Raw genomic sequence first — 13743 nt, 5'->3', positions numbered from 1 at the left:
GCTGAGCAACGTATTTCTTTTTTGTGAACATTTGATAATTTAAGTAATCAAGAACCGAAGTTCTTGGCACCTTCATCAAACGCCCACACTTATCGACTGTTAATTTTTAAAGAACTTTATTCGGTGCTGCTTCTGCCGTTTGCTACGAAGCGTTGTGTTCGTTAGCAGCAGAGAGGCGAGATTATGAAGTGTTTCTCATTTTTCGTCAACCCCTTCTTTACTTCTTTTTCTTCGCTGTCGCTGCGTTTGAGGCGGCGTCTGCGTCGAGGAGCGAGACTATAACAAAGCCTCGGCCGTCTTGCAATGCTTTCTGCTGTGATATCGTAGCCGCCGCCCATAGCGACCTTTCTAATACTCATGCATATTCCTGTTATTGCCCCGATCGCCAACCCGGCGTTGTCCCAATCCCTGGCTGCGGCCATCAATAACAAGACCAAACCCCTTGGCAGCCTGGGGCGCCTGGAGCCGCTCGCTGCGCAGCTGGGCCTGATCCAGCAGACAGCCCGGGTGACGATCGACCAACCTGCGATCCTCGTCTTCGCCGCTGACCATGGCGTGGTCGCCGAAGGCGTCTCCGCCTACCCGCAAGACGTGACCTGGCAGATGGTCGAGAACTTCCTGGCCAACGGCGCGGCGATCAATGTGTTTGCGCGCCAGAACGGCTGCGCGCTGCGCGTGATTGACGCTGGCGTCAATCATGATTTCGGCGTCCGCGCTGGCCTCCTCGATCGGAAAGTCGCCAGCGGCACGAAGAACTTCGCCATCGAACCGGCCATGTCGGCGCAGGATTGCGCAACGGCCCTCGAACATGGCATGGCCCTGGCGCGCGATCTGCCGGGCAACGTCGTGGGCTTCGGCGAGATGGGCATCGGGAACACGACCGCCGCGGCAGCCCTGATGCACAAGCTGACCGGCCAGCCGGCGGCTGCCTGCGTCGGCGCCGGCACCGGCCTGACGCCTGACGGCATCCGCCACAAAGAAAAGGTGGTTGCCGCCGCCGTCGCGCATCACGCCAGCGTGCACGAACCGCTCGACGTCCTGGCCACCTTCGGCGGCTTCGAAATCGCAATGATGGCCGGCGCCATGCTGCAGGCAGCCCACCTGCGCAAGGTGCTGCTGATCGACGGCTTCATCGTCACCAGTGCGCTGCTGGTCGCCGCGCGCCTGCAACCGGCGATCCTCGACTACTGCGTGTTCGCGCACTGCTCGGGCGAGCATGGTCACGCGCTGCTGCTCGAGCAGCTCGGGGCCAGCCCACTGCTCGACCTGGGCCTGCGTCTGGGTGAAGGCACCGGCAGCGCACTCGCCCTGCCCTTGCTGCACGCAGCGGCCAACTTCCTGGGCGAGATGGCGACCTTCGCATCGGCCCAGGTCTCGGGACAAGTCGGCGAGCACGCGGCATGATCCACCAGCTGCGCCTGTTCTTCATCGCGCTGCAGTTCTTCACGCGGCTACCGATCCCGCGCTGGGTCGGCTTCGAGCCGGCCTGGCTCAATCACGCATCACGCTACTTCCCGCTGGTGGGCGTCGTGGTGGGCGCCATCGGCGCGGCCGTCTACTTCATTGCCGCCCATTGGCTGCCAGCGCCAGTGGCCGCCGTGCTCTCCACCGCCGCGACGATCTATCTCACCGGCGCCTTCCACGAAGACGGTTTCGCCGACACCTGCGATGGCCTGGGCGGCGGGATGACAAAGGAGCGCGCGCTCGAGATCATGAAGGATTCGCGCGTCGGTGCGTATGGCGCGATCGGTATCGTCTGCATGCTGGGCGCAAAGCTGGCAGCACTCGCCACGCTGCCGCCACTCACTGCCATCGGCGCCCTGCTGCTGGCCCACCCGCTCTCGCGCCTGGCCGCCACGTCCCTGATCTGGCAGATGGACTACGCCCGTGCGGAAGGCAAGGCCAAGCCGCTGGCGGTGCGCATGAGCAGCAACGAATTCGGGATCGCAACGCTCACGGTGCTGGTGCCGGCGCTCGCGCTGCTGGCCATCGGTCTGCTCGACCTGGCCGCGATTGGCGCGGCGCTGTTCGCGGCCTTGCTGGCCACGCGCTGGCTGGCCCGCACATTCACGCGCCGGCTGCAGGGCTATACGGGCGACTGTCTCGGCGCCGTGCAGCAATTGGCCGAAGTGGCGATCTATATCGCGGTGCTGGCTACGCTCGGCCGCGGCGCGCTGGCCTGATGCGCCTGTACCTCGTGCGCCACCCGAAACCGGTCGTACCGCCCGGGTACTGCTACGGCCGCACCGACCTGCCGGCGCAGGACACGGACACCGCACGCGTGCTGGCGGCGCTGCATGGTCAGAACCTGCCCGGCGCCATGCCGGTCTACGCCAGCCCGTTGCAACGCAGCGCCGTGCTGGCGCAGCAGCTGTCAACCGCGCCGGTGTTCGATGCGCGCCTGGCCGAGATGGACTTTGGCGCCTGGGAGCTGCGCCAGTGGGACGACATCGCCCGGGACGAGATCGACGCCTGGAGCGCCGACCTGCTCGAGTACCGCCCCGGCGGCGGCGAAAACGTCCTCCAGGTGGCCATGCGCGTGGCCGCCTTCCTCGCCGAAATGCAGCGCGCGGGGCACGCCGAGGCACTCGTCATCTGCCACGCCGGCACCATGCGCCTGCTGCACGCCATGTCCAGCGGCGGCACCCTGCGGGAGGCTGCGCTGCGTGCGGCATCGACACCACACCAGATCGGGTACGGCGACCTGATGGTGCTGGAAATATAACAATGCCCGGGGCAACCACCTTATAATGAGCGCGTTTTGGTGCTCGCACCTGCGTTCGCAGGTGCAGTTAAACGGGAAACACGAAGCCCTTCACAGGGCCAACGCGTGCTGCCCCCGCAACGGTAAGCAAGTGCTGCAGCCTCTCTTCGGGGCCCGCAGCAAACCGCCCCCTCATACCACTGTGCTTTTCTGAGCATGGGAAGGTCGGGCGGCCATACTTGTCAGCCCGGATACCGGCCAAAAGGTGGATACGCGCACAGCGCGATCCTTTGAATCCAGCCCACGGGGACGTCGGCGGGATGCCTTTGATAAGAAACACTCATGAATTTTCCAGTAAGCCGGCAAGCGGCCGCCGTGTCGCTCGCACTCGCCCTCATTTCGTCCACCGCCATCGCCGAAGTCGCTGATACCGTCGTCGTCACCGCCACCCGCACGCCGCAACTCGCGGCGGACCTGATCGCCGACACCACCGTCATCAACGCCGAAGAAATCGCGCGCTCGGGCGCCGGTTCGGTGGCCGACATCCTGCAGCGCCAGCGCGGCATCGAGATCGCGCGCAACGGCCCGGCCGGCACGGCCACCAGCGTCTATGTGCGCGGCGCAAACGCCAACCAGATCGTCGTGTTGCTCGACGGCGTGCGCATCGGCTCGTCCACCACCGGCACCGCCAGCTGGAACGCCATCCCGCTGGGCGCCATCGATCGCATCGAAATCGTCTACGGCCCACTGAGCACGCTGTACGGCGCCGACGCCATCGGCGGCGTGATCCAGATCTTTACCCGCAAGGGCGAAGGTACACCTGTCGTCACCGGTTCGATCGGCGCGGGCAGCAACGCGACGCTGCAGGGCGATGCGGGCATCTTTGGCAGCAGCGGCGGCCCGAATGCCATCAGCTATGCCTTCGGCGCCGGCTACGAAGAATCCGACGGCTTCTCGTCCACGCGCCCCGGCGCGTCAGGCTACAACGCCGACGAAGACGGCTACCGCCGCCGCAACGCCAATGGTCGTGTGTCGATGGCGCTCGCGCCGGGTCACGAGATCGGCGCCCAGTTCCTGGCCAGCCGCACGTACAGCCAGTACGACGCCAGCGGTTCCGGCAGCTACGATGTGCACAGCGACTCGGACATCAATACCGCCGCTGTCTACATGACCAACCAGATCCTGCCGAACTGGCGCAGCACCGTGCAGTACGCGCGTTCGGAAGACAAGTCGGGCAGCTTCAGCAACGCCACGGCCAGCGGCGCCAGCCAGATCGACACCGAGCAGAACGAATTCTCGTGGCAGAACAACGTCGCCATCGGCCAGGACACGCTGCAGCTGCTGTTCAACCACCGCAAGGAAGAAGTGGCGTCGATGCGCAAGACGCGCATCACCAATTCGTATGCAGCGGCGTATTCGGCCAAGCGCGCCAATCACCTGTTCGACGTCAGTGCGCGCCAGGACCGCTCGGTCTACGGCAGCCAGAACACGGGCGCCGCCGGCTACGGCTACGAGTTCGGCAACGGCCTGCGCGCCACCGCCAGCATCGGCACGAGCTTCCGCGCCCCGACCTTCAACGAACTGTACTTCCCGGGCTACGGCCTGGCGACGAACAAGCCGGAAAAAGGCCGCAACCGTGAAGTGGGCCTGCGCTACGACGGCAACGGCTACAACCTCGACGCCACGTACTTCCACAATCGCCTGACCGACATGATCGTATCGAGCACGCCATGCCCGGACGGTGTCAACCGCAGCTGCGCCTACAACGTCAACGAAGCGACGCTCGAAGGCTTCTCGCTGGCGGGCAGCACGCGCCTGATGGACGTGAACCTGCGCGCCAGCCTCGATTGGCAGGATCCGCGCGACGATACCACCGGCCGCCAGTTGGCGCGCCGCGCGAAGAAACACGCCAACTTCGCGGCCGATTACGTGATGGGCCAGCTGAAAAGCGGCGCCGAGCTGACCGTGTCGGGCGACCGTTTCGACAACGCGCCCAATACCAGCCGCCTGGGCGGCTACGGCTTGCTGAACCTGTACACCACGTACCAGTTCACGCCCGACTGGTCCTTGCTGCTGCGCGTGAACAACGTCGCGGACAAGAATTACGAAGTGGCGCGCAACTACGGCACCAGCGGCCGCACCTGGTTCGCGTCGCTGCGCTACGGCATCCGTTAAGCTGGCATTTTCCGCCCGCGGCGCACGCGCCGCGGGCATCGATCAACTATCAGGGCCCGCATGCAAGCACCCGTCCCGCCATTACGCCAACGCGCCACGCTCATCGTCGGCGCCATGCTGGTCCTGGCCATCGCCACCCTGCTGTTCTCGGGCATGACCGGTTCCATCCGCGTGCCGCTCAGCGACATCCCCGACGCCCTGCGCCAGTTGGCCAGCGGCCAACCCGAATCCCTGTCCGCATCCCTGCTCGACCTGCGCGCCAGCCGCGCGCTGGTGGCCTTTGCCACCGGCGGCGCCCTCGCCCTGGCCGGCCTGATGATGCAGGCGCTGTTACGCAATCCCCTCGCCGACCCGTATGTGCTGGGCGTCTCGTCCGGCGCCTCGGTCGGCGCCCTCCTCGCCTTGCTGCTCATGGCATCCACGCTGATGGTCGATGCGGCCGCGCTGGTTGGCGCCGTCGGCGTCGCCCTGCTGCTGTACGTGCTGGCGCGGCGCGATCTGCGCAGCGGCCAGGCCGCCGAAGGTGGCGCCTCGATGCTTCTGCTGACCGGCGTGATCGTCTCGGCACTGTGCGGCTCGCTCGTCACCCTCATGCTGTCGATCGCGCCCGAAGGACGCCTGCGCAGCATGATCTTCTGGCTGATCGGCGACCTGGCCGGCGCGCCGCTGCGCCTGGCGCCGTGGATCGTGCTGGTCGGCGCGCTGCTGTTTGCCATGCGCAGCGCGCGCGCCATGAACATGGTCGCGCTGCACGCAGAAAACGCCGTCACGCTGGGCGTGCGTGTGAGTGCGCTGCGCAAGGGCCTGTTCTTCGTGTCGGCGCTGCTCACGGCGAGCGCCGTCACCAGCGCCGGTTCGATTGGCTTCGTCGGCCTGATCGTGCCGCACGCCTGCCGCTTCGCCTTCGGCCCTGACCACCGCGTGCTGATTCCTGCCGTCGTCCTGAGCGGCGGCGCGTTCCTCGTGCTGTGCGATACGCTGGCGCGCACAATCGTCGCGCCGCAGCAGCTGCCGGTCGGCGCCATCACGGCAATGATCGGTGCGCCGGTCTTCCTGTACCAACTGCACCGCATGCGCAAATGACCGTCATCGCCACCCACGACCTGCGCCTGGCCATCGTCGGGCGCACCCTGGTGCAGGGCCTGAACTGGGCCGCGCAACCGGGCGAATGCTGGAGCATCATCGGCCGCAACGGCGCCGGCAAGAGCACCTTGCTGCGCACGCTGGCAGGCTTGCACCAGCCCGACGGCGGCGCGGTCCACATCGGCGGACGCGCCCTGGCGGCCTGGCCGCTGACCGACCTGGCGCGCGAACGCGCCTTTCTCGCCCAGTCGCGCCACGATGCCTTTGCCTACACGGTGCTCGAGAGCGTGCTCTCGGCGCGCCACCCGTACCACGCCAACCGCTACTGGGAAGGCAGCGACGACCATCAGGTTGCGCTGGAAGCCCTGGCGTCGATGGACGTAAGTGACCTGACGGCGCGCGACGTGCGCACGCTGTCCGGCGGCGAGCGCCAGCGCGTGGCGATTGCCGCCCTGCTGGCCCAGCAAACACCGCTGCTGCTGCTCGACGAGCCAGCCAATGCGCTCGACCTGGCGCACCAGGTGAGCGTCATGGGTCTGCTTGCGCGCCTGTGCCGCGAGCAGAATCGCACCGTGGTCATGATCGGCCATGACCTGAACCTGGCTTCGCGCATCTCGACCCACGTGCTGCTGCTGATGGGCGATGGCCGCTGGCATGCAGGCACCAACGAACAGACCATGCAGAGCGCGCTGCTGGGCGACTACCTCGGCCACCCGATCGAGATGATCGAACATCACGGCCGCCGCATCTTCATCCCTCAAGAGGATTCCGCATGAACGACATGACTCCCGAACAAACCGCTGCGCTGAACGAACGCCATCGCGTGCGCATGGAGCGCAAGAAAGCCATCATCGACGCAAAGATCGCGTCGGCCGACAAGGAGATCGGCATCATCATCGTCAATACCGGCAACGGTAAAGGCAAAAGCTCGAGCGCGTTCGGCATGGTGGCGCGCGCGCTGGGTCACGGCATGCAGGTCGGCGTGGTCCAGTTCATCAAGGGTGCGCTGTCGACCGGCGAAGAAACCTTCCTGCGCCGCTTCCCCGACGAAGTGCGCTTCCATGCGATGGGCGAAGGCTATACCTGGGAAACCCAGAACCGCGAGCGCGACATCGAGAAAGCGACCGAGGCGTGGGCGCTGGCCAAGCAGTTCCTGTCCGATCCGACCATCGGCATGGTGGTGCTGGACGAACTGAATATCGCGCTCAAATACGGGTATGTCGACGTGCATACCGTGATTGCCGACCTGCTCGACCGCCCGACCATGCAGCACGTGGTGATCACGGGCCGTGGCGCGCCGCCCGAACTGGTGGCGGTTGCCGACACCGTCACTGAAATGAATGTCGTCAAGCACGCGTTCAAGGCGGGGATCGGCGCCCAGGCCGGGACGGAGTGGTAATGAGCGCGCATCCCGGTGCGCGCGTGGTGCTGGTGGCGGCAATGGCGTCCGGCCAGGGCAAGACCACCGTCACGGCTGCGCTGGCGCGGCGTTTGATCCGTATGGGCAAGCGCGTACGCGTGTTCAAATGCGGGCCCGACTTCGTCGATCCGGTAATGCTGGAAAGCGCATGCGGCACGCCGGTCCACAATCTGGATCTGTGGATGGTCGGCCCTGAAGCCTGCCGCCAGCGCCTGCAGGCCGCTGCTGCGGAGGCCGACGCAATCCTCGTCGAAGGTGTGATGGGCCTGTACGACGGCACGCCATCGAGCGCCGACCTGGCGCGCGCGTTCGGGATTCCGGTGCTGGCGGTACTGGATGCATCGGCGATGGCGCAGACGGCCGGCGCCGTGGCGCAGGGCTTGCGTGACTATGGTCCCGTGCAGATGGCGGGTGTGATCGCCAACCGCGTTGCCAGCAGCGGCCATGCGGCCATGGTCAAGGAGTCGCTGCGCGACATTCCCCTGATCGGCACCCTGGCGCGCCAGGAACATCACCTGCCCGAGCGGCACCTGGGCCTGGTGCTGCCGGGTGAAGTCGACCAGCTGCAGCGTATCCTTGACGCGCTGGCCGACAGCATCGAATTCGATGAGGCGGCGTGGAATGCGTTGCCGGTGATGGCACCAGCGCACGCCGTCCCTGCGCAGATCGACACGCCGCTTGCCGGCCGCACGATCGCAATTGCGCACGACCCGTCGTTCATGTTCGTGTATCCAGCGAACGTCGAACTGCTCAAGGCGCTGGGTGCGCAGATCACCTACTTTGCACCGCTGTCGGACGACGCGGTGCCGGACCACGCCGACGCCGTGTATCTGCCGGGCGGCTATCCCGAACTGCACGGCGCGGCACTGCAGGGCGCAACGCGCTGGCGCGATTCGATCCGCGCAGCGCATGCGCGCGGCGTGCCGATCGTGGCCGAATGCGGCGGCATGATGGCCCTGGCCGATGGCTTGACCGACAGCGATGGCCGGCGCTGGGAGATGGCCGGTTTGCTGCCGGGCGAAGTGGCGATGCAACCGCGCCTGGCTGGCCTCGGGATGCATGCGCTGGCCACGCCGGAGGGCGAACTGCGCGGCCACACGTTCCACTATTCGCTGCTGGCCACCGACGTGCCGCCGCAGGCGCATACCGTCAAGCAGCGCACGCAGACACCGGGCGAAGCGGTGTACCGCGTCGGCGCGCTGTTCGCGTCCTACTTCCACGGTTACTTTCCGTCGAATCCGCGCGCGGTTGCCGCGCTGTTTGGCGGTGCACCATGAGCGTGACGCTGGTCTTTGGCGGCGCACGCTCGGGCAAGAGCGCCTTCGCTGAACGGCTGGCGCGCGACTCGGGCCAGGAAGTCGTCTATATCGCCACCTCGCGCGCGGGTGATGGCGAAATGGCGGCGCGCATTGCGCTGCACCGTGAGCAGCGGCCGCCCGAATGGCGCACGGTCGAGGAAGAAATGGCGCTGGCGCAGACGCTGCGCACCGAATGCCTGCCGGGCCGCCTGGTGCTGGTCGATTGCCTGACGCTGTGGCTCAGTAACCTGATGTTCTGCGACGGCCGCGAGTATCCCGAGGTCGGCGCCCTGACGCTGCCGGACCGGTTCCATGAGGAGCGCGCGGCCCTGCTGGACCTGCTCGATGCGGGCGTGCCGGGCGACGTGGTCTTCGTGTCGAACGAAGTCGGCATGGGCATCGTGCCGTGGGGCGCGATCTCGCGCAGCTTTACCGATGAAGCCGGGCGGCTGAACCAGGCCGTGGCTGCGCGCGTGGGCCGTGCGGTGCTGGTGGCGGCCGGCCTGCCACTTGTCCTGAAAGGTTCCCTGTGCTGACTGGCTTGTCGTTGTCGACGGTGGCGCTGCTGCTGGTGGCCGGTGTCGCGCTCGACCTGCTGCTGGGCGAGACGCGGCGCTGGCATCCGCTGGTCGGCTTCGGCAATCTGGCGAACTTCATCGAACGGCGCCTGAACCGCGGCAACCTGCGCCTGCCGCGCGGCAGCCTGGCATGGGCGTTGGCAGTGCTGCCATTGACTGCCTTGTTCGTGGTGCTGACCGATGCCGCCGGCCTGTGGCTGCACGCAGTGCTGCTGTATCTGTGCATCGGCCTGCGCAGCCTGCGCGACCATACAATCCCGATCTACGAGGCGCTGCGCAGCGGCGACCTGGCCCAGGCGCGCGCGCTGACTGCCCGCATCGTCAGCCGTGACACCGCCAGCGCCAGTGAATCCGACCTGGCCAAGGCAAGCGCCGAGTCGCTTCTTGAAAACGGCAACGACGCCGTGTTCGGCACGCTGTTCTGGTTCATCCTGCTGGGCGGGCCGGGCGCGGTGCTGTTCCGGCTCGCCAATACGCTCGATGCGATGTGGGGTTACCGCAGTGCGCGTTTCAATCTGTTCGGCCGCCCTGCAGCGCGCATCGACGACGTGATGAACTATCTGCCGGCGCGCCTGACCGCGCTGTCGTATGTGCTGCTGGCCGGCGCGGAGCGTGCGCGCGCCTGGCACTGCTGGCGCACGCAGGCACCCGCATGGAGCAGCCCGAACGCCGGACCAGTGATGGCCAGCGGCGCCGGCGCACTGGGCGTATCGCTCGGCGGCGCAGCCGTCTACGATGGCGAGGTCGAACAACGCCCGCCACTGGGCGCCGGTCCCGCCGCCTGCGCCGGCGACATCCAGCGCGCCTGGCAGCTGGTGCTGCGCACGACGCTGCTCTGGCTCGGCGTCGTCTGCCTGCTGGCGGTATTGACCATGATCGGCGCGCCGCATGCTTGAACACGGCGGCAACCTGCGCGACGCCGCGCGGTATTACGGGCGCGAGGACTGGATCGACCTGTCGACCGGGATCAACCCGCATGGCTATCCGGCGCCAACGCCATCGCCCGGGGCGTGGCTGCGCCTGCCCGAACCGGATCCGGCGCTGCTGGCGGCGGCCTGCGCGTACTACCAGGCGCCGCACTTGCTGCCGGTGGCCGGCACCCAGGCCGCGATCCAGGCCCTGCCCCGCCTGCGCGCACCATCGCGCGTCGCCGTGTCGGCGCCATCGTATGCGGAGCACGCGCACCACTGGGGCCAGCACGGTCATCTGCTGCGGCAGGTGACCTATGCCGAACTGGATGCGGCGGTCGACATCAGCGATGTCGTCGTCGTCGTCAATCCGAACAACCCGACCGGCGAGACGATTGCGCCGGAACGCCTGCTCGACTGGGCCACACGCCTGCAGGCGCGCGGCGGTTGGCTGATCGTCGACGAAGCGTTTGGCGACACCGCGACGGTACTCAGCGTAGCGATGCACGCCTCGCAGCCCGGCCTCATCGTGCTACGCTCGATCGGCAAATTCTTTGGCCTCGCGGGCCTGCGCCTGGGCTTCGTCGCTGCGCATGACAGCCTTCTGCGCGATCTGGCGCACCTGCTGGGGCCCTGGACCATCAGCGGTCCGGCGCAGGAAATCGCCCTGGCAGCGCTGACCGATAGCGCCTGGCAGCATGCGACGCGCACCAGTCTGTGCCAGTCCGGCGAGCGGATGACGCGGCTCTTGCTGGACCACGGCATTGCCAGCAGTGGTACGTCGCTGTTTCGCTGGTGGCCGCAGATGCAGCCAGAAGACTTCCACGCCCACATGGCGGCGCGGGGTATCTGGTGCCGGCTGTTCCGGGATGCCGGGCGCGGGATCCGCGTCGGCCTGCCGGCAGGCGAACCTGAATGGCACCGCTTTGAACAAGCACTTCATGAATGGAACCAACGATGAAAACAACGATGCTGACGGCTGCCCTGACGACTTTCTTGATTGCAGGCCTGTCGATCACCAGTGCGCAAGCCGCGATCACCGTCAAGGATGACGGCGGCCAGACCGTCACGGTCGCCAGGCCGGCGCTGCGCATCATCTCGCTCGCGCCGAGCGTGACCGAGCTGCTGTTCGCAGCCGGTGGCGGCAGCCGCGTCGTGGGCGCCGTCAACTACAGCGATTATCCGGAAGCCGCCAAGCGTATCCCGCGCATCGGGTCGAACCGCGAGATCGACATGGAGTTATTGATCTCGCTGAAGCCCGACCTGATCGTGGCCTGGCGCCACAACAGCTCGGACAGGCAGATTGAGATGGTGCGCCAGCTCGGCATCCCCGTGTTCCAGAGTGATGCGCAGACGCTGGACGCCATTCCGGAAAGCGTCGAGCGGCTTGGTCAGTTGATGGGCACCGATGCCGCGGCCAAAACGGCGGCGGCCGCGCTGCGCACGCAGCTGGCCAGTCTGCGCAAGCAGTACGCTGGCCGCGCGCCGGTGCGCGTCTTTTACCAGGTATGGGACAAGCCGCTCTATACGCTCAGCGGAAAGCACATCCTGACCGATGCGATGCACCTGTGCGGCGGTGTGAACGTCTTCGACAAGCTGGCCGTGACGGCGCCGGTGGTCACGCTCGAGAGCGTGCTGCAGGAAAATCCCGAAGTGATCATTGCGACGGCCGAAAAGAACTACGGCGGCGTGCAGTTGTGGAAAACCTACGGCACCATGACTGCTGTGAGGCGCAACAACCTGTTCACGCTCGACGGCCATTTGCTCAATCGCGCGGGGCCGCGCATGATCCAGGGCACCGCCACCATGTGCGAGGCGCTGGAGCAGGCACGCCAGCGGCGCCCGAAATGAGCACGTTCCCCTACCGGACCCTGATGGTGCAAGGGACGACGTCGGACGCCGGCAAAACGACGGTGGTCGCGGCGTTGTGCCGGCTGTTGATGCAGCGCGGCGTGAAGGTCGCGCCGTTCAAGCCGCAGAACATGGCGCTCAATAGCGCGGTCACGCGCGAGGGCGGCGAGATCGGCCGCGCCCAGGCGCTACAGGCCATCGCCGCTGGCATCGAAGCGCACACCGACATGAACCCCGTGCTGCTCAAGCCATCGAGCGACACCGGCGCCCAGATCATCATCCATGGCCGCGTGCGCGCCGACATGAATGCGCGCGACTACCACCAGTACAAGCCGATCGCGATGGGCGCGGTGCTCGAATCGCATGCGCGCCTGCTGGCCCAGTACGAGGCGGTGATCGTCGAAGGCGCCGGGAGTCCGGCCGAAATCAATCTGCGCGACCGCGACATCGCCAATATGGGCTTTGCCGAAGCCGTCGACTGCCCGGTGATCCTGGTTGCCGACATCGATCGCGGCGGCGTGTTCGCGCACCTGGTCGGCACGTTGTCGTGCCTGTCGCAGTCGGAGCGCGACCGGGTGATAGGCTTTGTCATCAACCGCTTCCGCGGCGACATCAAGCTGCTCGAACCGGGGCTCGATTGGCTCGAGGCGCAGACCGGCAAGCCGGTGCTGGCGGTGTTGCCCTATCTGCACGGGCTGTTCCTCGATGCCGAGGATGCCGTGCAGGCGGCGCAAACAAGCAAGGGCGCGTTTCGCGTCGTCGTGCCCAGCCTGCCGCGCATGAGCAACCACACTGATTTCGATGCGCTGCGCGCGCATCCGGATGTCGACCTGCGTTTCGTGCGCGAGGGCGAAGCGATTCCCGGCGCCGACCTGATCATCCTCCCGGGCAGCAAGAACACGCGCGGCGATCTGGCCTGGCTGGACGCGCATGGGTGGCGTGAGCAGATCGCGCGCCACCTGCGTTATGGCGGCAAGGTCATGGGCGTGTGCGGCGGGTTTCAGATGCTGGGCAAGACGGTTGGTGACCCGCACGGCGTTGAAGGGACGCCAGGCGTGTCGGATGGACTTGGACTGCTTGATATCGAAACCGAGCTGACACGTGACAAGCAGCTGACGCGGGTGGAAGGACTCTGTGCATTTATGCCGGGCGATGCGTCGGGCCGCGTCAGCGGATATGAAATCCATATGGGTGTATCGCGTGGGCCGGCGATGACGCGGCCTGTGTTCGCCATCGATGGCCGTGGCGAAGGCGCGATGTCGGCAGATGGACAGATCATGGGGACGTATCTGCATGGCTTGTTCGATCATCCCGACGCCTGCGGCGCGCTGCTGCGCTGGGCGGGGTCGCGCAGCGAGCAGGTGGTTGATACTGCCAAGCTGCGTGAAGCCAGTCTGGATCGGGTTGCGGCGTCGGCAGAAGGATTGCTGGACAAGTTGATTGGCTTGCGGGATGGTGTATGAGCAGGCCCGATATATCTGCCTGCGAAAAAGCCCGCTGATGTGAATCAGCGGGCTTTATGTTCAACTTGGTAATACTATGTTCGACCGGTTAAATACCAGCACTTGAAAGCGAAAAACCCCCACTCAAATCATTGAGTGGGGGTTTCTCTATATAACTAGCCTGACGATAACCTACTTTCACACTGGTTGCAGCACTATCATCGGCGCAAAGTCGTTTCACGGTCCTGTTCGGGATGGGAAGGGGTGGGACCGACTTGCTATGG

General features: G+C 66.3%; 13 protein-coding genes, 1 rRNA gene and 1 riboswitch. Of the genes, 13 read left to right on the top strand and 1 reads right to left on the bottom strand.

The window, feature by feature from the left end; genetic code table 11:
• Positions 1 to 357: 357 nt before the first annotated feature.
• From cobT to AC56LN_RS23105, 13 genes are all read left to right on the top strand, one after another.
• Positions 358 to 1404: a nicotinate-nucleotide--dimethylbenzimidazole phosphoribosyltransferase gene (gene cobT / locus AC56LN_RS23165; protein WP_499574915.1), complete on the top strand. Its 1047-nt coding sequence runs from the start codon at positions 358 to 360 to the stop codon at positions 1402 to 1404.
• On the top strand, positions 1401 to 2183 hold the full coding sequence (locus AC56LN_RS23160; RefSeq protein WP_499574914.1) for an adenosylcobinamide-GDP ribazoletransferase: 783 nt from the start codon (positions 1401 to 1403) through the stop codon (positions 2181 to 2183). Before cobT ends, AC56LN_RS23160 begins: the two co-directional genes overlap by 4 nt.
• Positions 2183 to 2725 carry a histidine phosphatase family protein gene (locus AC56LN_RS23155; protein ID WP_499574913.1) on the top strand — a complete coding sequence of 181 codons (543 nt, stop codon included), beginning with the start codon at positions 2183 to 2185 and terminating at the stop codon, positions 2723 to 2725. Before AC56LN_RS23160 ends, AC56LN_RS23155 begins: the two co-directional genes overlap by 1 nt.
• Before the next feature lie 20 nt (positions 2726 to 2745).
• A riboswitch (cobalamin riboswitch) is annotated at positions 2746 to 2981 on the top strand.
• Between the two features lie 65 nt (positions 2982 to 3046).
• Positions 3047 to 4879 carry a TonB-dependent receptor domain-containing protein gene (locus AC56LN_RS23150; protein ID WP_499574912.1) on the top strand — a complete coding sequence of 611 codons (1833 nt, stop codon included), beginning with the start codon at positions 3047 to 3049 and terminating at the stop codon, positions 4877 to 4879.
• Between the two features lie 60 nt (positions 4880 to 4939).
• A complete protein-coding gene (locus tag AC56LN_RS23145; RefSeq protein WP_499574911.1) occupies positions 4940 to 5962 on the top strand; it encodes a FecCD family ABC transporter permease in 1023 nt (340 codons plus the stop codon).
• Positions 5959 to 6738 (top strand): ABC transporter ATP-binding protein, encoded by a 780-nt coding sequence (locus AC56LN_RS23140; protein WP_499574910.1) that lies wholly within the window; start codon positions 5959 to 5961, stop codon positions 6736 to 6738. The genes AC56LN_RS23145 and AC56LN_RS23140 overlap by 4 nt, the downstream gene beginning before the upstream one ends.
• Positions 6735 to 7361, top strand: coding sequence for a cob(I)yrinic acid a,c-diamide adenosyltransferase (gene cobO / locus AC56LN_RS23135; protein WP_482897270.1), 627 nt, complete (start codon positions 6735 to 6737; stop codon positions 7359 to 7361). The genes AC56LN_RS23140 and cobO overlap by 4 nt, the downstream gene beginning before the upstream one ends.
• A complete protein-coding gene (locus AC56LN_RS23130; RefSeq protein WP_499574909.1) occupies positions 7361 to 8659 on the top strand; it encodes a cobyrinic acid a,c-diamide synthase CobB in 1299 nt (432 codons plus the stop codon). Before cobO ends, AC56LN_RS23130 begins: the two co-directional genes overlap by 1 nt.
• Positions 8656 to 9216 (top strand): bifunctional adenosylcobinamide kinase/adenosylcobinamide-phosphate guanylyltransferase, encoded by a 561-nt coding sequence (gene cobU / locus AC56LN_RS23125; protein WP_499574908.1) that lies wholly within the window; start codon positions 8656 to 8658, stop codon positions 9214 to 9216. The genes AC56LN_RS23130 and cobU overlap by 4 nt, the downstream gene beginning before the upstream one ends.
• Complete coding sequence (gene cbiB, locus AC56LN_RS23120; RefSeq protein WP_499574907.1) at positions 9210 to 10154, top strand: adenosylcobinamide-phosphate synthase CbiB; 945 nt, start codon at positions 9210 to 9212, stop codon at positions 10152 to 10154. The genes cobU and cbiB overlap by 7 nt, the downstream gene beginning before the upstream one ends.
• Positions 10147 to 11127 (top strand): threonine-phosphate decarboxylase CobD, encoded by a 981-nt coding sequence (cobD, locus tag AC56LN_RS23115; RefSeq protein ID WP_499574906.1) that lies wholly within the window; start codon positions 10147 to 10149, stop codon positions 11125 to 11127. The genes cbiB and cobD overlap by 8 nt, the downstream gene beginning before the upstream one ends.
• Positions 11124 to 12017 carry a cobalamin-binding protein gene (locus tag AC56LN_RS23110; RefSeq protein WP_499574905.1) on the top strand — a complete coding sequence of 298 codons (894 nt, stop codon included), beginning with the start codon at positions 11124 to 11126 and terminating at the stop codon, positions 12015 to 12017. The genes cobD and AC56LN_RS23110 overlap by 4 nt, the downstream gene beginning before the upstream one ends.
• Positions 12014 to 13480 carry a cobyric acid synthase gene (locus AC56LN_RS23105; RefSeq protein WP_499574904.1) on the top strand — a complete coding sequence of 489 codons (1467 nt, stop codon included), beginning with the start codon at positions 12014 to 12016 and terminating at the stop codon, positions 13478 to 13480. The genes AC56LN_RS23110 and AC56LN_RS23105 overlap by 4 nt, the downstream gene beginning before the upstream one ends.
• Positions 13481 to 13638: 158 nt before the next feature.
• Here AC56LN_RS23105 and rrf read toward each other — a convergent pair.
• Positions 13639 to 13743, bottom strand: a 5S ribosomal RNA gene (rrf, locus tag AC56LN_RS23100); the annotation flags it as partial.

The sequence above is a fragment of the Telluria sp. ZT3P26 genome (assembly GCF_059686035.1).
The sequence above is the reverse complement of the archived record's forward strand: the minus strand, read 5'-3'. Positions and strand labels throughout refer to the sequence as shown.